11 protein-coding genes are annotated in these 17,940 nt (G+C 41.3%); 3 read left to right on the top strand and 8 right to left on the bottom strand.

Annotated features, from left to right (window positions below; genetic code table 11):
• Positions 1-44 precede the first annotated feature (44 nt).
• Both I3255_RS02925 and I3255_RS02920 read right to left on the bottom strand, forming a co-directional pair.
• Positions 45-2,132: a bifunctional protein-serine/threonine kinase/phosphatase gene (locus tag I3255_RS02925; RefSeq protein ID WP_238036659.1), complete on the bottom strand. Its 2,088-nt coding sequence runs from the start codon at positions 2,130-2,132 to the stop codon at positions 45-47.
• Positions 2,133-2,135: 3 nt separating this feature from the next.
• Positions 2,136-3,638: a NarK family nitrate/nitrite MFS transporter gene (locus I3255_RS02920; RefSeq protein WP_238036656.1), complete on the bottom strand. Its 1,503-nt coding sequence runs from the start codon at positions 3,636-3,638 to the stop codon at positions 2,136-2,138.
• Between the two features lie 610 nt (positions 3,639-4,248).
• Here I3255_RS02920 and nirB point away from each other — a divergent pair.
• Both nirB and nirD read left to right on the top strand, forming a co-directional pair.
• The gene (nirB, locus tag I3255_RS02915) at positions 4,249-6,834 is read left to right on the top strand and encodes a nitrite reductase large subunit NirB (protein WP_275950123.1); all 2,586 of its coding nucleotides are present in this window, start codon (positions 4,249-4,251) and stop codon (positions 6,832-6,834) included.
• A gap of 90 nt (positions 6,835-6,924) precedes the next feature.
• A complete protein-coding gene (gene nirD / locus I3255_RS02910) occupies positions 6,925-7,275 on the top strand; it encodes a nitrite reductase small subunit NirD (protein WP_238036651.1) in 351 nt (116 codons plus the stop codon).
• 522 nt (positions 7,276-7,797) lie between these two features.
• On the opposite strand, the gene I3255_RS02905 is transcribed toward nirD, so the two are convergent.
• The gene (locus I3255_RS02905; RefSeq protein WP_238036650.1) at positions 7,798-8,919 is read right to left on the bottom strand and encodes a Fic family protein; all 1,122 of its coding nucleotides are present in this window, start codon (positions 8,917-8,919) and stop codon (positions 7,798-7,800) included.
• A 582-nt stretch (positions 8,920-9,501) separates the two neighbouring features.
• On the opposite strand from I3255_RS02905, the gene I3255_RS02900 reads away from it, so the two are divergent.
• Entirely contained in the window at positions 9,502-9,912 is a 411-nt protein-coding gene (locus I3255_RS02900; RefSeq protein WP_238036648.1) for a hypothetical protein, read from the top strand.
• 199 nt (positions 9,913-10,111) lie between these two features.
• Here the strand turns inward: I3255_RS02900 and I3255_RS02895 are convergent, their stop codons facing one another.
• From I3255_RS02895 to I3255_RS02875, 5 genes are all read right to left on the bottom strand, one after another.
• A complete protein-coding gene (locus tag I3255_RS02895; RefSeq protein WP_238037216.1) occupies positions 10,112-11,143 on the bottom strand; it encodes an alpha/beta fold hydrolase in 1,032 nt (343 codons plus the stop codon).
• 443 nt (positions 11,144-11,586) lie between these two features.
• On the bottom strand, positions 11,587-12,591 hold the full coding sequence (locus tag I3255_RS02890; RefSeq protein WP_238036646.1) for an alpha/beta hydrolase: 1,005 nt from the start codon (positions 12,589-12,591) through the stop codon (positions 11,587-11,589).
• Positions 12,592-12,776: 185 nt separating this feature from the next.
• Positions 12,777-15,107 (bottom strand): FepA family TonB-dependent siderophore receptor, encoded by a 2,331-nt coding sequence (locus tag I3255_RS02885; protein WP_238036643.1) that lies wholly within the window; start codon positions 15,105-15,107, stop codon positions 12,777-12,779.
• 648 nt (positions 15,108-15,755) lie between these two features.
• Complete coding sequence (locus tag I3255_RS02880; protein WP_238036642.1) at positions 15,756-16,736, bottom strand: YhdH/YhfP family quinone oxidoreductase; 981 nt, start codon at positions 16,734-16,736, stop codon at positions 15,756-15,758.
• A gap of 346 nt (positions 16,737-17,082) precedes the next feature.
• Positions 17,083-17,859, bottom strand: coding sequence for an IclR family transcriptional regulator (locus I3255_RS02875; protein WP_238036639.1), 777 nt, complete (start codon positions 17,857-17,859; stop codon positions 17,083-17,085).
• Positions 17,860-17,940: the final 81 nt, after the last annotated feature.

Here is a 17,940-nt window from a genome sequence, read left to right as displayed (position 1 = left end):
GTTGAATAAAATGGCTTGTCGTACTATTTACGTTTAACAAGGTTTTATAAAAAATAAATCAGCAACGATATGATAATGACAAATTGAATAAAGCAAATGCTGTGCCAAACCAATAAGGGATGACGTACAATCAGCGGTTCAGGGTCTCTGATATCGTTACTGTTATCAGGGCTGAAGTCTTGTAAGAACTCACCAATCGCTTGATACCTTGCCTGCGTACTAGAATGTAGCGCACGCATCAACGCTTGTTGGCTAGCAGCTGGCACTCGGTTTTGACGTAGGCGTTCTGCAGGTACGATCAGTGAGGCGGATGGGTTCATCAAATCTTGCGAGCTAAATGGCAGCTCACCTGTGAGTAACTCATAACCAATCACGGCAATAGAAAACAAATCAGAATGCACGCCTTTTGGGGCATCGGTGTAATATTCTGGTGCAGCGTAGTGCAAATCGCCATTAGGAGGACGCGTACTGTCTTTTAGTATGGAGGAGCTAGCAGAGCCAAAGTCGATTAACTTGACCGCACCTGATTGAGTTAATAATATATTTTCAGGCTTGATATCTTGATGCAATAGATAGTTCCGATGCATCACACGGACCGCCATGCCGATCTTAGTAAGTAAATCGTAAGTTTGCCAAATATCAAAAGGGGCTTGACGATCCATAAATACTCGTAGGCTCTCCCCTTCGATATATTCCGTTAAATGATATAAATAAGTGCTACTGGCAGGTACTGGGTAGTAGCGCAAAAGCCCCGACGCATTAGACGCATTAAAGGTCGCACTCAGTTTTTTAGAGACATCAATGGTTAAAAGCGGATCATGGGAGGATACGCTATTGGGGTCCACTTGATTATAAGCAGGCTCACCAATACGTTTGTGCTTGGACAGGCTCAAACCGATTTTTCGTTCCTTTAAAAACTCACGTAGATAATGTCCATCAGCAATGACATTGAGACTTGGCGACTTCAAAACAAATGCATGCTGGTCGTTATCCTCTACTAAATACACCTCACTGCGAGCCGTACGCGCTATGATTTTTTTGACCACAAAATTATCAATCTGTGCCCCTACTGCCAAGCCAGTTGGTAAGCGATAGTGATTGATATCCTGAGCGTGACTACTGTCGCTATCCACACCCTGATCAAGCGCAATGCCGTTGTCTGTTTCTCGGTGCGTTTTACTCTTTATGATTTCATCGTTCATACCCAGCATGATCACACTGAGATTATCATGGCTACCCTCGCTAAAGGCGTGCTCACACAAACGCTGGCTTACCTGAAGATGGTCGATGATTTGATTGGGACATCCCACTGATTGATGCATAACCTGTACCGCAGCACACAGCTCAAACTCTAACTCTGCTGGCGCGATAGACTCATAAACCCCATCGGTCATGAGCGCCAAACACTCGTTTTGGTGCAAGGTAAACACAAATTGTTGCAGCTCCACTCGTGTGTCAGCACCGATAGCAGCAGACAGGGCTCCTTTATCCCGTCCGTGGTGAATGTGATGGTCTTTGGTCAATAGCACCATACTATCGATACCGATACGATAGATACGAGAATCTCCCGTATGAAACAGATGAATACGGTCGCCTATGCATAGCAATCCTGATAAAGTCGATAATAAAGCTGGCAGGCGCTCATACGCTTGCGGGAAATAAAGCGCATCATTGGCTTGGTGCACCGCCTCCTTAATCACGATGGCAACTTGATCGTCATCAAGGCTGTACAGTGGGTTTGGCTCTTGCGCTTCGATTGCAGAGTGCCTTTGCGATTCGCTTGATGCCTCATTTGCTTGCATCCGATCTGTCTGTACCATCTCTGCAAGCTTTGAGGTGATATGGTGTGCCACCGTGTTTATCACTGACTGACTGGCTTGTTTGGGGAACTGGCAAGCACTGACCCCATCAGCCATCAACACCAGTAAAGGCGCTGTAAAAGAGCGATGATTGCCACTATGCGATGACGATGGAAACCCATAAGGCAAACAGGTCGTCATGAGTAGGCTATCTTGGTTCTCAGCTTTGCGACCTGCCATCGTACAAAAATCAGGCAGCCACAATGCAACGTCCGCATCATGGCTGCTTACTTGATTTGTCACTTTAGGAGCTTGTTTGTCGCTCTCATGCATAATTTAGCTCACTTGTATTTGAGCAAAGCTGCCATCTGGCATCTCTTCAATAATAACGCCTTCAGGCTCTTTTAGTAAAAACAGCGCAAAGAAGCCAACCACAGCCGTTGCGGCAATCACAAAGAAGAATACCTGATACGATACCAGACTCAGTACGGTCAAATAGATCACTGACCCGACATTACCGTAGGCACCTGTCATTCCTGCAAACTGACCTGTCATACTACGTTTAATCAAAGGAATCACAGCAAACACTGCTCCCTCACCCGCCTGTACAAAGAAAGAGCAGAACATGGTAATCAACAGCGCAAGTGCGATCGGCCATGAAGAGTCAACGATACCCATCAACAGATAACCAACGGCCAAACCTGCAGTGAGAATCAAAAGTGTAATTTTGCGACCAAATTTATCACTCAACCAGCCGCCGCCTGGACGTGACATCAGATTCATAAAGGCGTAGCTTGATGCCAAGACACCTGCCATAACAATCGATAAGTTGAAGGTTTCTTGATAGAAGAGTGGCAGCATAGACACCACAGCTAACTCTGAGCCAAAAGTAGCAAAGTATAAAATATTCAAAATACCGACTTGCTTAAAGTCATATCGGTGAGCTTTTGGCACAGGCGTGGTGAATACTTCTTTATTAAAACGATAACTACTGATAAATTCATAAACATATAACACCACCAACGCAATATAAACGATGTTGACACTTGCCTGACTCAGCAAACTTACGCCAGCTGGTGATAATTTCCACGCTAATAAGGCCAATGCCAAATACATAGGCAGTTTAAATATCATCATGAGCCAAAAGTCACCTGATGAAGTCACCATCATGGCACCAGATTTTTTAGGTTTGAAATATGTGGCACCCTTAGGGGTATCACGTACCATCTTATAAAAAATCACACTATAGAGCATCATAACCAACCCTGAAGTAGCCGTTGCATAACGCCAACCTTCCTCACCGCCGAAAATGGCAGCGGCCGCAATAGCGACTGTCGGTAGTAGCAGTGCCGCGGCGGCAGAGCCGAAATTTCCCCAGCCCCCATAGATACCTTCAGCTGTACCCAGCTCATTGGCAGGAAACCAGTCACTCATGAGACGAATACCGACCACAAACCCTGCACCAACGAAACCTAATAAAAAGCGTGATAGCGCTAACGTGTTGTAATCTTGCGCAAAAGCGAAGGTGAAACAAGGAATAGCGCCAATGGCTAAAATTGCAGTGTAAACAAGCCGCGGACCAAAGCGATCGGTCAACATACCGATGATGACTCGGGCTGGAATAGTCAAGGCAACATTTAATATCAATAAGGTTTTTACCTGGTCTTTGGTGAGGTTCAAGCTCTCCCCTATCGCAGATAAGAATGGTGCATGGTTAAACCATACAAAAAAGGTGAAAAAAAACGCCATCCACCCAAGATGGAGAATTTTGTTTTTACCGCTAAAAGAAAAGATATTCAGTTTGTTTTTATTTGACACATCAGTTTTCGATGAAGGCATAGACGATTTCCTCAAATGGCTAACATTAAAGTTATAAAAACACGTTATGAGTCAAAAACTTATCAGTTGCGACCATTAAGAGAGTGCAATGGATGTGCCAGCTACAGATATAAAATTGATATAGATATGAAACGTCATCTTTTTTAATAGGGCTACGCTTTGTGCCAAATGGCTCTAAAGGCATCCCAATTAAATAATATTACTTAGATAAAAATAAGTTACCCCTCGGTTAATTAAAGTAAGCGATGCACCTTTAAAGTAACAATCAAAACCAAATTGGTGCATTTTTGTAACTATTTTGGTGCATAGGATATAAATAACAATTGTTAAAAAGATTGTATTAAGCAACTACTTACAACAGAAAATAGCATCACCAAAAGTACTGGCATGACCTTATAAACTGGTAATGCTACATATCTTTTAACTATATAAGGGTTCGATAATTGAATGTCATTAATTGTGTTTGGCACGATTATTGAGAGCTTAATAGTTATAGGCATCTAAGCATTAACGACTATCTATCATTGAACCATCTAAAAATTAACTTGCGACTTTTGGATGGGACATTAGATGAAAGTATTTAAGCAAACCCATTACTGAGGATAGGCATATGAGTAGCACTATAGTAAGTACGATGAATAAAGCTAAATTAGTGGTGATTGGTAACGGTATGGTGGGACATCACTTTATCGAGAGAGCCATAGAGAAAGGCTTACACGATCAGTTTGAGATTCACGTATTTGCTGAAGAGGATCGCCCAGCTTATGACCGGGTGTATCTATCGAGCTATTTTGAACATAAAGATGTGAGTAAACTAAACTTAGTGGACTTGAGCAGGTATGAGGATGCTCAGATTCAGTTGCATCTTAATCAGCGAATCACAAACATCGATGCCGCCAATCAATGTATCAGCACGGAAGACGGTACCCAGATAGACTATGCTGAATTGGTACTAGCAACAGGCTCCTATCCGTTTGTGCCGCCGATTCCAGGGCGCGAGCATCCGCACTGTCATGTCTATCGTACGATTAAAGATTTGGATGATATCCTCAGTACTGCTCAGCAGCCAAAAGTCAAAAAAGGTGTCGTGGTCGGTGGTGGTCTGCTGGGTCTTGAAGCTGCCAAAGCCCTAGTCACACTAGGATTAGATACTCACGTAGTAGAGTTTGCGCCTCAACTGATGGGCGTACAGCTTGATGCTGCTGGCGGTGATATTTTAAAGCGTAAAATTGAAGCCCTTGGCGTCAAAGTACTAACAGGTAAAAATACTAAGGCCATTATCGACAATACCCTGTCGGATGAAGCATCATGTCATCTAACCATGCAGTTCGCTGATGATACGTCGTTGGATACCGACATGATCGTCTTTAGTGCGGGTATTCGTCCGCAAGATGGCATTATCAAAAGCAACCCTGAATGCGGTATTGAAATCGGCACCCGTGGCGGTATTCTGATTGATGAAGCCTGCCGTACCAATGCTTCGAATGTATATGCCATTGGAGAATGCGCCGTATGGGACAACACCGTTTTTGGCTTGGTCGCGCCAGGTTATAGCATGGCCAGTATTTGCGCCGCTCAAATCGCAGGCGATCACGCTCAGACCTTTACAGGCGCTGACATGAGCACCAAGCTCAAATTAATGGGCGTCGATGTGGGCAGTATCGGTGATGCGCACGGTGCAACAGAAAACAGTTTGAGCTACTTATATCAAAACCCTGCTGAGGGTATCTATAAAAAACTGGTAACCACAGCGGACAATAAGCGGCTACTGGGCGCTGTATTGGTAGGTGACACTGAAGATTACAACAATCTCTTGCAGCTATTTCTAAACGATATTGACCTGCCTGCCCATCCTGAAAGCCTGATCCTACCCAACGTAGAAAAGCCCACCATGGGCATCGAGAACCTGCCCGATAGCGCCACGATTTGCTCTTGTTATAACGTTACCAAAGGTGCTATTTGCGCCGCCGTTGAAGACGGTGCTTATACCATGGCAGAGGTAAAATCATGTACCAGTGCTGGTACAGGCTGTGGTGGCTGTGCACCCATGGTAAAAGACACATTAGGCTATCAACTAACCGCGCTTGGTTTTGAAGTCAACAATGATCTGTGTGAGCATTTTGCTCACTCACGTCAGGAGTTGTATAGCTTGATTCGAGTACAAGGCATTAAGACATTTGATGCGCTACTGGACAAGCACGGTAGTGGTCATGGCTGCGAGATTTGTAAACCAACCGTCGCCTCTATTTTGGCGTCTTGCTGGAATGATTATGTACTCAAACCTGAACTCACGCCACTGCAAGACAGCAATGATTACTATCTGGGCAATATTCAAAAAGACGGTACCTATTCGGTCGTGCCGCGTGTGCCTGGTGGTGAAATTACTGCAGATAAACTCATCATCCTCGGACAAGTCGCAAAAGAGTTCAATCTTTATACCAAAATCACTGGCGGTCAGCGCGTCGACTTATTTGGTGCCCGTTTAGAGCAACTGCCTGATATTTGGACACAACTGGTCGATGCTGGGTTTGAGACGGGTCATGCTTATGGTAAATCTCTGCGTACGGTAAAATCTTGTGTGGGTAACAATTGGTGTCGCTACGGTGTCGATGACAGTGTTGGCTTAGCCCTTAGATTAGAAGACCGCTACAAAGGCGTGCGCTCACCGCACAAAATAAAAATGGGCGTATCTGGATGTACCCGTGAGTGCGCTGAAGCACAAAGCAAGGATTTTGGGATTATTGCTACTGAAAATGGCTGGAATCTCTTTGTCTGCGGTAATGGTGGCATGACCCCGCGTCATGGTGAACTATTCGCAACGGATCTTGATACGGATACAGTTGTCAAATATATCGACCGTATTATCATGTTTTATATCAAGACCGCAGATAAGCTTCAGCGTACATCCAAATGGCGCGAGAGCCTTGAAGGTGGACTTGAGTATCTACAGGCAGTCATTATTGAGGACAGTTTAGGTATCGCTGAGGATCTAGAGTCACAGATGCAATTACTCATCGACAACTATGTTTGTGAATGGAAAGCCACCATTACTGATAGCGAAAAACTCAAACGTTTCCGGCATTTTGTTAATAGTGAGCAAGGCGATGACAATGTGGTATTCGTCACTGAGCGAGAGCAGATTCGCCCTGCAACCGATATCGAAAAGACGCAAATAAAAGTGACCGAATTGGCGTAATCTTAACGTGTCAGCGTCTATTAATATTAGACGCTAAAAAGCATTTTTTGTTGTTGGTCTCATTTATATTTTACTATTAAGGATCTTCTGATGACTCAGCTCACTGTGTGCAAAATCAATGATATTATTCCCGAGACAGGTGTCTGTGCGCTCGTAAACGGCAAACAAGTGGCTATTTTTTGCACCAAGCAAACACAGTTATTTGCGCTTGATAATTATGACCCGTTCAGTCAAGCCAACGTCTTGTCTAGAGGTCTGATTGGCGGCACCACTATTACTAACGAGGATGGCTCTGATGAAAATGTACTATATGTCGCCTCACCTATTTATAAGCAACGCTTTAATCTGGTCACAGGTCAATGTTTAGATGACAAAAGCATTATACTCGACACGTATAAAGTCGAGCTTGAGGGGAGCGATGTCATCGTAAAATATAACTAGGTACTTGTGTGTCTAGTACATACTACCTTCTAGACTATTGAAGCAGCCTTTGACTTTAAGAGTCGAAGGCCGTTTTATTCTTCATCAAACCTTTTGTCATCCCCCAATAAATTAATGAGATTGATGTCTGCTAGTAAGTTATCGATATTAAATAAGATTAGAAAAGCTGTTTGTGATCATTCATAAATCAACATTAAAATGATAATGCACATTTATCACACAGGAATAAGACATCTTGCTTTATTTTCTACAACCAATAACTGCACAGTAGATGTATAACAAAGTCTAGGCGCTTTTATCATCTTGAACAATCAGCTTGGGCTCTATGTTGGTCCCCTGTACATACAAAGAAGATCTTGTAGATACAACCCTCTCATAAAGTTAAGACTTCCTTATCGTATCGAATATTTTAGACCTTCATAATGGAACCACTTATATTAGGTCACTGAATTGGTTGCATCTGTTGCCGCTTATTAGAATCCTTTCTTGCTGCCATAGCAGACTTGAACAATATAGTTTTTATCATAAAACCAACTCATAACTCGTACTGCGTCCTGATGCTACAGATTTTTTCATCATACCCTTCTCTACTAAATCATTAATGTCTCGTAGTGCAGTATCTATAGAGCACTTGGTCATGGTCGCCCATTTTTTAGTGGTGAGTTTGCCATAAAAATCAGTCAGCAAAATATTTAACATCTTCACTTGCCTATCATTTAAAGCATGCTGTCGATGCGTCTGCCAAAAGCCTGCCTTATTGATAATTTTATCCGTGGTTTCTTGAGCTATAATGAGGGATTGCTCTAGCGTTTGCAAAAACCACACCAGCCAATCCGTGATATCTTTATCACCTTTTTGCGTACGTTCTAGTATTTTGTAATAGTCGTTACGCTGTTTAAGAATTTGCGCTGACATACTATAAAAGCGTTGGGCGCTGTTATCGCTTTTTGCCAGCATTCGTTCTGTGAGTGCTCGTGTTAGTCGACCGTTTCCATCATCAAATGGATGCAGAGTCACAAACCATAGATGAGCAACACCTGCTTTTATGACCAAATCTATATCGTCTTGCTTATTTGACGAAGTATTAAACCATGATAAAAATTTATCTAGCTCATCTGGTAACCTATCTGCACTTGGGGCAATAAAATGGACCTGCTCACGACCATACCCACCAGACACTACTTGCATTGGTCCTTTACTATCATCACGGATACTGCCTGCTTGAATACGATAAAGCCCACTATATCCATTTGGAAATAATGCTCGATGCCATCCGAGTAGATCATCTAATAATAACGGTTGTTGATAACGATAGGTGGCACTTAGCATCATCTCTACCACTGCATCTATCTCACGAGTAGTGGTTAGCATACTGGCATTATCCAGCCCTAAGTGCCGCGCAACTGAAGAACGAACTTGCTCATCATTTAGTGTCTCACCTTCTATCTCAGAAGTTTTGATAATCTCTAAGGTCACCGCATCTAATTGTGCCTCAACATTCAGATCGAACCCTAGTGTTAGCAGCTTTCCTAGTAAATGGCCTTGTAATATCCGCACACGACTGACGAGTGGCAATAGCTTTTTGTCCGACCATTGCCATTCAGTCCAGTTTGGATGTTCATGAATATAAGTAACATGCTTCATATGTTCCTCAGAAATATGCAGAGATTAGGACAGTAATCTCCTTATATTATGCAGAGAATAAGTAGTAGAGGCAATACGCAAAAACTCAAAAATGACAATAGTAGATGCAATAAGAGTAGATTCTCAACAAACACACATATTCTTTTATTCTGGTAAGGGCTTGAGTAGAGGTAAAAATACTATAAAAATACAGTGCCCAATTACGAGTTAAATTTTATTTTATTACAATTTACATTGTGATTATTAAATCGTATAATATATACAGGCTATGAATATCAGTGTATGTAAGATAATATCATTTTTTACACGTTCGTTGACCTACCTTGACATGGTAGAGGTCAGCAGTTCGAATCTGCTTATGCCTACCAAATTTAGAAAGCCCCAATCTCGCGATTGGGGCTTTTTTTGTCTGTGGAATATGGGCTGTAGGGGAAAAATTTTGCAAATATTTCTACAGTAGAACGTGCGAGCGAGGTTGCCGCTATCACTACCAAACGCGGCAAACCTCGCTTTGTTAAGCCATCAGACTCAAAGAATTCCGTACTAAGTCCACTGAATATTCAATACCAAAGTGATTTAAGATTGCTATCGCTTTTATTAAGTAATGCCTATCGTCTACGAGAAAATTCAGGGGCTGACTGGACTTGGTTTATTGAGATATGTAGTCAAAAACTGTCTAATAGCAGAGCATACCTACCATTTAGAAAAGGAGATGAGAAAGAGTTGAAGCGTTTCATTGATATTGCTGAACAACTGCTGCCTTTGAAACGTTGGCTGGTGAGTAGCAACGAAGCTTTATTGATGAAAACTATGTTATCTACTGACTATCAAGATATTAAACAGCACTCTAATGATTCGAAAAATGCTCTCCATATCGGTATTGCTAGTCAAGACCATAGAAAGCAAACGAACAAATGGCAATACTCACCGCTACTACGATCTTTTATGCATATTATGCTAATCACAGATGAAAAACTATCTATTGTGAGTTAAGTTTTTTGTATTAAAGCTTCTTTATTTGAAAGCTACACTATAGTTCCAATTTTTTTCGTTATGGTAAACGCTTAACCGTGTCTTTAATTTACTAAGTTCGGTTTTGCCATTGTTTCAATATGAGTTATCACTAACTATATAACTTATTATTTTTCATGAGCAGTTGATCACAGTTTTTCAAAGTAAAGAATATAACCTTCTAATTATTGTTATAACTTTTCTCTTGATGAAGTAAAAATTCAGACATTAGACGCGTTGCCCAAGATTTTGTCTTAAACAATCCCTCATAAAATCCGCAATGACTGCCTTTTTTTGTAGTCACTACAATAATGTTAGGCATCTTTACGATAATTTTTTTATATGGCTCAAAGTTTTTAATATGGCAAATAGGATCATCTTCTGAGTTCAAAATCATCAAAGGTATTTTAATGTTTTTGAACGTATAAATTGGATTGGTTGCTTCGGCATAGCTTCCATAGTCAGAAAACCCAGCCATCTTAAAGTACGCTTTTTCAAATTCAGCTAAAGACTTAGTACCCAGAATGTCTTCCCATTGCGGTATCTGTTGCCATGTTTCCTGATGAGCCAAAATAAATTTTCGAATAAGTTTTTTAGTCATAATTTTACTGTAAATAGGATGGATATTATTAAACCCTATTTCAGTGTCATAACCGGGACATAATGCAAAAGCAGCTTTGATCGGTGTTTTTTCCGCTTCTTCTCCTAAATACCGTATTAATAGGCCTGTTCCAGCAGAAGAACCCACTGCATACAAATCAGAATCTGGAAATTTTTCTTGGATACAAACAATTTGCTCTTTGAGGTCTTGAGTTGAACCAAATAGGTTAATTTTAGGAACTGTTAGGGGTAGACGATCATGTCCACGACGCATACATAAAGCTACGCGCCATCCTGTATAGAAATTCAAATCATGAACTATTTCTCGCATTGAATTAAAGGTACCGGTGACTGTATGTAAAAGAACAATAGTTGGTGTACCTTCAGACAGATCCAGTCCAAACCAAGCGATGGCTGTAGTCCCACCATCAACCATAGTTAATTGTTCAATGTAATCGTACTCTAAATGAGCGAGCTTCTTTTTAATGATATCAAAGAACATAAGATGTATATGATTATTACGAAGCCATGGTGTTGGACTGTACCCTTGTTGCAACTGCTCTAGAGCTACAACCGTATCATTGAACACCCCATCTTTTTTATAATAAAGCATCGGTAATTCAGGTTTTGACTTAACAACTGATTTTAAACTAGATATATTTTTTATCATATAAAATAAACCTTTCATCTCTTGTCTGCAGATATTTTAATCTGTGCCAAATTAATAACGCTTCGAAAATTTATCTTATAGAGGGGTTCATAACTATCGTATCTGCAGACTTCTTATTTGGATAAAATGTCGAGTTAAGATCATCCCTCTCATAACAACAAGAAACACCTCCTAAAAACTCAACTATGGACTCTTTCTATTATAAATATTCAATTCTCATCGAGACTAAATTATAAAACAACGAAAACGACTCATTAGCTACATACCGTAGTTAATGAATCGGCTATATCATATATTGATTATAGTAATTTGATAGGACAGGTATGCTAGTGGGAGCTGTCGCAATGTCACTATTTTAAAAGTATCTCCGAATAATCCACATTATCTTATGGATTATGAACTTTTAGAAAGGCCAGTACTTGATCAACATATGCCTTACTATCAAAAATTGGATCACCATGACGAGCGTTGTCTTCAACAATTATCTTATGAGGCACGTTATTCTTCTCTAGCGCCACAGCAAAATCTAAGCTTTGCTGAACAGGGGCTTGTTTATCCATATTACCGTGCATCAGTAATGTGGGAGGTGTGTTTGGCGTTACAAAAGTGACAGGTGATGCCATTTTAGCCAATTCTGGAACGGCACTCGGTGTATTTCCTAAAAATAGTCCTTCAGGCGTTTGTGAACTGGCTGGAGTTCGAGTGGATTTTTGCTCCTCCAGTGCTAATAGATCATATAAGCCAAAAAAGCTTATGATAGCTTTTGGCATCGGTTGCGATGTGGTTTGCTTAGATGCGGTAAGTTCAGTAGCGGTTAGCGTTGCTAAATGACCTCCGGCCGAGCGTCCCATAATAACCATACGTTCAGAATCTATACCATAGCTCTTAGCATTATCCAGTAAAAATTTTACGGCATCTTTAGAGTCTTCGAGTGGCGCAGGGAACTGTGCCTCACTTGAGAGACGATAGTTAATAGACGCCAACGCATAGCCTTCTTCTAGCAAGGCTTTAGCAAGGTTTGGATTTTTGGCAGGGAAATCGGCTTTGTCACCACGTTTCCACGCACCACCATGAACCCAAATAGCAAGCGGATGACCTTTTGCGGTATTGGCACTCGTATCAGACTTTGGTAGATAAATATCCATCGCTAAGTCTTTATTACCTATCGTTTTATATGGTACGTCTAATTGACTCTCAGAAATTGCTTCTATAGCTTTTAGGGTCTCTGAAGTTGCTGCACTGTCATTTCGACGTGATTCTTGTTTTTTTTGCGGCATATCATTTACCACCGGATAATCTGGAGTAGACGTCGTAGAAGAACATGCCGCTACTAATAACAAATTTAAAGTCAGTACGCCAGTGAGCAGGGCTTTTTTTTGATAATGTGACATAAATAAGTTTTTCCTATAATGTGTGGATAATATTTTTTATAAATAAAACGCTGTCTAAGTGTCTTAATTCTACTGATTAGTAGATACTGATGTGCTTAATTTTGTCAGCAGTCTAATGAGCTGATCCCATAAAATATAACGTATTTATAAAAGTCAGCTTAGACCTTACTCATCGCTTTTAAAGGTTAGAAATCAAACTTAACATCAAATACATAAGCACGGCCTGGCTCATTAAACGTTCTAGCACCTGCATTGGTGCCAGTGCCTTCGCGTTTAATTTGTTTATCAAATAAGTTTTTGATGCCAGCACCAACATGGATATTATCGGTTACGCTATAGCGAGTACTGACATTGGCAAGGGCATAAGGCTTGCGATCTAATTTCAAGGTGCTTAGCTCATCACCAGTCGTATCAGAAACTTCAGGCGCTTCGATAGTGCCATAATAGCTGACGCCTAAGTCAGCGTTCCAACGCGGAGTAATGTCCCAGTTGACGTTAGAGTTGACAGTAAATTTAGGGATTAATGACAGCGCTTCACCAGTATCTTTACGTTCTGAGCGAAGATTACCAGTAACGTTAGTAGACCAAGAAACAGCCTCTGTCACTGGCACTTGCACAAAGCCTTCAAGACCTTCGATGACAGCTTCACCTTGATTTTCCCACTGGAAGATAGAGCGATTAGTCGCCGCGTCTACTGCCACTCGGTTTATGCCTGCCCCAATACGATTGTCATAAGCATTATGGTAGTAAGTTAAGCCTGCATTGAGTCCTGTGCCATCGTCATAGGTAAAGGTCAGCTCTTTGTTCCAAGAGGTTTCATGTTCAAGGTCAGGGTTGCCTAATACTTGACATCCTTGTTGGTCAACAGGCACCCAAGAAGGACAACCATTACCTCTAGTGTAATAGATATAATTGGGGTCTAAACGATAAAGATCAGGTGCTTTAAAAGCGCGGCTGATCCCTGTTTTCACTGACCAATTTGGGCTAAAATCCCAAGTGGTATTGACGCTTGGTGACCAATTACTACCGGCTTCACTGTGATAATCAAAGCGCAATCCTGGGGTTACATACCAATCAGGCGTGATTTGATAGTTATCTTCTACATAAGCACCGACGAGATAAGCGTCTGATTTTGGATCACGCTTGGCAGGGTCAGTTTCGACATCACCAAACTCAAAGCCTTCATCAAATACTAAGTCAGACACTAAGGGATTCGTAAGTTTTTCACCGCGAAACTCTGCACCCGCTGTTAGTGTGTGACGATCAAAGAAAATGTCCCACTCTGATTTGGCGTTCAACGTATCATAGGTGGCTTTTTTCCACTGCTTACCTTCATCTTCTTCTGGCAGCTGAATTTGACCTTCTCCGCTGCCAGCAGTACCTTCCGCCAAGCGCTCATTGTTGGTACGGTTAAATTCCAAATAGCTGTTGCTACTGGTATTCTCATAGTCACCACGGTGCGTGATTGCAGCACCATATCGGCGCATTTTATTAGTAGACTCGTCAGCTAGCGTCTCTAGCAGCTCGTCTTTAACTATTTGAAACTGTGAATCTCCTACCCAGCGGTTTTCTTGCGCACTGTAATTAACTTCAAAGCCTACTGTATTCATAGCGTCCATAGCATATTCAAACAGCTGACGGACGTCTATATTCTCTACACCCTCAATACCTGCTGCAACTGAAGCAGTCGGACCGCTATTGCCATCAACAATTTTTGCGTCTTCTGCATTGATATAAGGGTCATCACCTTCACTGTCATGGTAACCAATAGTAGTACGAAAAGACAGTTTGTCGTTTAGAGAACCTGCCATATTAATATTAGTACGCCAGTCTTTACCTTCCAAATCACTCTCTGGCGACTCATAATGACCGGAGACTGAAAACTCTTTTTCGGTCGGGGCTTTAGTAATGATATTGACTACCCCGCCCATGCTGCCAGAGCCATATCGAGCCGCAGCTGGGCCACGCAATACTTCAATTCGCTCAATAGCGCTCGGTGGCACCCATTGCGAGTCTCCTCGGGTATCTTGCTCACTAGAACGTCCAGGGCGGACCACATTGCGAGAGGTAACGGGGCGGCCGTCAATTAAAATGAGAGTGTTGTTTGGGCCCATGCCGCGTAGGTCAATTTGACGCTGGTTACCGCGCTGACCAGAAGTAGAGGAACCGGTAAGATTAACGCCAGGCATTTTTCGAACGATTTCTGCAATATCATTAGAAACAGAGGCCTTTTCAATAGCCTCTTCACTAATTACTGACAGCCCAGCTGCCTGTTCAAGCTCTTTTCGAGCAGCCTTAACGACAATGGTATCGAGCTCAACAGATGGCATGCTCTGTTCTGCAGCTTCTTGCGCTTCTATTTGTTGTACAGTAAGGTCATCACTCTCAGCGGCGAATGCAGTTGTACTCAAAATAGAGGCGACAGTAATGCTTAGTAAAGCTCTTTTGGTCGTTAAACATGGCAATTTTTGAAAATAAAAGAAGGGCGTAGCGGCAGAGCTTGGTGATGTTGGCATAGATCGCAATCCTAATGATACTTGTTTTTCAGTATATTTTAGCTTTAGCCAATCATTAGGCAGGTATTCACCTAGCAGTAGGTAAACATTCTGCTTTAGGACATAGAATCGGGATGACTAATGAGCTATTGGCAATAAAGCGAACACACTTTAGCAATATTATAGAATTAATACAAACAATAATCATTCCTATTATCATTTTTATTTTAGTGTCATGATTATCTTATGAATATAGCTATTGGTAAATTTTTGGCCACAGATTTTTAGAATTTCAGTTAGCTAAGGCGTGTCATCAATTCAGCCAAATGACACAAGAAACCAGATGAATCGCTCTAAGGAAATGACTGGCTCACTTATTGATGCAAAGTCATGAGCCATAAATGAGCAATACCTGCTTTTATGACCAAATCTATATCGTCTTGCTCATTTGATGAGGTGTTGAACCACAATAACAATGTGTCTAACTGATCTGGCAACCGACCCGCAATCGGGGCAACAAAATGAACTTACTCATGCCCATACCCACCAGACATTATTTGCATCGGTCATTTACTATCATCACGGATACTACCTGCTTGAATATGATATAGCCCCAAAAATTAAGACTCTCTTTGAGAGGTACCATAAAGACAATAAGATAGACGCTTCTTATATTTTTACTACATATCGGCCTACGGATTTTCCTTCTAACATCAATGCGTAAGTGGTTGTAATATCTTCTAGACCAATCTCACTAGTGATACTATCTAACGTCGCTATTTTAAACTCACCAGCCAGCTTGTCCCATGCTGCTTGCTTCTTCTCAAGCTTACATTCAACCGAATCGATACCGATTAGTCTTACTCCCCTCAAAATAAATGGAAATACATTGGTATTGAGTTCATGTGATGCTGTGAGGCCGCAGCAAGTAGCAACCCCATCGTATTTTATATATTTCAAGGCATTGGCTAAAATATCACCGCCTACCGTATCGACAACCCCTACATATCTCTCAGCCATCATAGGCTTTTTAGCATTCTCATTAAAAGTGTCTCTGAGAATAACTTCTGACGCACCAATCTGTTTAAGATAATCAATTTGTTCCTCTTTCCCTGATACGGCAACAACGGTAAAGCCAATTTTTTTCAGTATAGAAACCGCTATAGAGCCTACGCCACCAGTCGCACCAGTGACTAAAATCTCACCGTCTTCTGGCTTTAGACCATTATCTAATAACTCATTAATACTTAAAGCTGCCGTTAATCCCGCAGTACCAAAAGTCATGATTTCTTTGTCAGTGATCGTATCTGGGATTCTTGCAACCCATGAAGTTGGGACTTTAACAAATTCTGAATGTCCACCATCCGTATTCATACCTAAGTCATAGCCTGTAACCAGTACCTTATCTCCAACGGCGAAGATATCGGATGTCGTTTCGTGCACCACGCCGGCTACATCAATGCCAGTGATATGAGGAAATTTTCTAGTTACTCCAGGATTACCGATGGAGCTTAAAGCATCTTTATAATTTAATGAAGAATAAGTTGTCTTTATGACGACTTCATCTTTATTGCATTCTGGGACAGGAACTTCTTGTATCGCGCCAGAAAATTCTCTATCAGCTACTTTCTCTACTAAAAAGGCTTTCATATTCACTCCTTGTACATGCTTAGAGTTATAACCTCAGTATTTTTGGCAAGGAGATTCTTTGCCTTTAGTTACCTCAGTTATGTATTAGCATTTCAATAGTATGTTTCAAATTTAATATAGCTTCATATATCGATATAAAAATTATCGTTATGAAAAATAACATAATCGATTTATGATAACAAGATATGTGTGTACAAGCCTTTAAATCGCTTCAACAATAAAAGGTTGGGAGCACCATATTGCGTATGGTACTGCCAACCTTTTTTATTATTCTATGCGTTATAGAAGCGATGATGTCTTGATTGAGAGTTAATACACTGCTGTATTTTACAAATTACTTCTCTATTCATAATTCATAATTTTGATTAAAAATGATGGACAACTCATCAGCAGCCTCTTGCATCAGCGGCAAATAACTGAGTAATTCATCCATACTTTTTCTGACGGTGGGACCATGGGTAAACAGCGTGGCAAATGCTTGTTGCTCGCCATTAGGAATCATGACCGCACAAGCTACCATTCCTGGAATAAACTCCTCGTTGTCTATACCCACTTTGGTCTCGCGTGTTTTTATAATCGTTTGCATCAGTTGCTGTTTATCTGTCTGAGTATTGGTCGTGAGCGCATGTATCGACATCTTCTCAACGATACGCTCACATTTATCATCCGACAGCTGTGCAAGTAATAACTTACCACTGGCACTGGCCCATACAGGTACATGAGAGCCCGACGGTAAAAATATTTGTAGTGGCCAATCCGACATAACGCGGTCGACATACACCACATCTAAGTCTTGCAAAATCGCAATGCCAACTGTCTCCCCTATTTTCGCTGATAGCTCATTTAGTATCGCCAGCCTCTCATTTTTGAAATCACTATTTTGTAATAAGTTCATCGCAAGCTTATAAGTGCGCTTTCCACAGGTGACTTTCCCTGGCAAATCTAATTGAATAAACCCAAGGCTCTGCAGCTGATCCAGCAATCGATACATACTGGGTACGGGTACCTCTAATGTTTCTGATAAATCACTGACACTCATCGGTCTTTGGGAGCTTGCCAGCACTTCTACGATCTGCAAAACACGCTCCACGCTTGATCCTTTCCTCTTCTTAGCCTCACTCATTAATTACTCCAAACCTTTAGCTGACGCTCAGCAAATAAATTTATTCATTATAGCGATAAAATTTATGCTTTTGCGTCTTGT

The sequence above is a fragment of the Psychrobacter sp. Ps6 genome (assembly GCF_022129235.1).
In the GTDB taxonomy this organism is placed as follows: domain Bacteria; phylum Pseudomonadota; class Gammaproteobacteria; order Pseudomonadales; family Moraxellaceae; genus Psychrobacter.
This window is presented reverse-complemented; position numbering and strand designations above follow the sequence as displayed.

Excerpts from the sequence above, each read along its gene's own strand:
- I3255_RS02925 (WP_238036659.1), bottom strand. The coding sequence starts at position 2,132 with ATGCATGAGAGCGACAAACAAGCTCCTAAAGTGACAAATCAAGTAAGC.
- I3255_RS02920 (WP_238036656.1), bottom strand. The coding sequence starts at position 3,638 with ATGCCTTCATCGAAAACTGATGTGTCAAATAAAAACAAACTGAATATC.
- nirB (WP_275950123.1), top strand. The coding sequence starts at position 4,249 with ATGAGTAGCACTATAGTAAGTACGATGAATAAAGCTAAATTAGTGGTG.
- nirD (WP_238036651.1), top strand. The coding sequence starts at position 6,925 with ATGACTCAGCTCACTGTGTGCAAAATCAATGATATTATTCCCGAGACA.
- I3255_RS02905 (WP_238036650.1), bottom strand. The coding sequence starts at position 8,919 with ATGAAGCATGTTACTTATATTCATGAACATCCAAACTGGACTGAATGG.
- I3255_RS02895 (WP_238037216.1), bottom strand. The coding sequence starts at position 11,143 with ATGCTTTATTATAAAAAAGATGGGGTGTTCAATGATACGGTTGTAGCT.
- I3255_RS02890 (WP_238036646.1), bottom strand. The coding sequence starts at position 12,591 with ATGTCACATTATCAAAAAAAAGCCCTGCTCACTGGCGTACTGACTTTA.
- I3255_RS02885 (WP_238036643.1), bottom strand. The coding sequence starts at position 15,107 with ATGCCAACATCACCAAGCTCTGCCGCTACGCCCTTCTTTTATTTTCAA.
- I3255_RS02880 (WP_238036642.1), bottom strand. The coding sequence starts at position 16,736 with ATGAAAGCCTTTTTAGTAGAGAAAGTAGCTGATAGAGAATTTTCTGGC.
- I3255_RS02875 (WP_238036639.1), bottom strand. The coding sequence starts at position 17,859 with ATGAGTGAGGCTAAGAAGAGGAAAGGATCAAGCGTGGAGCGTGTTTTG.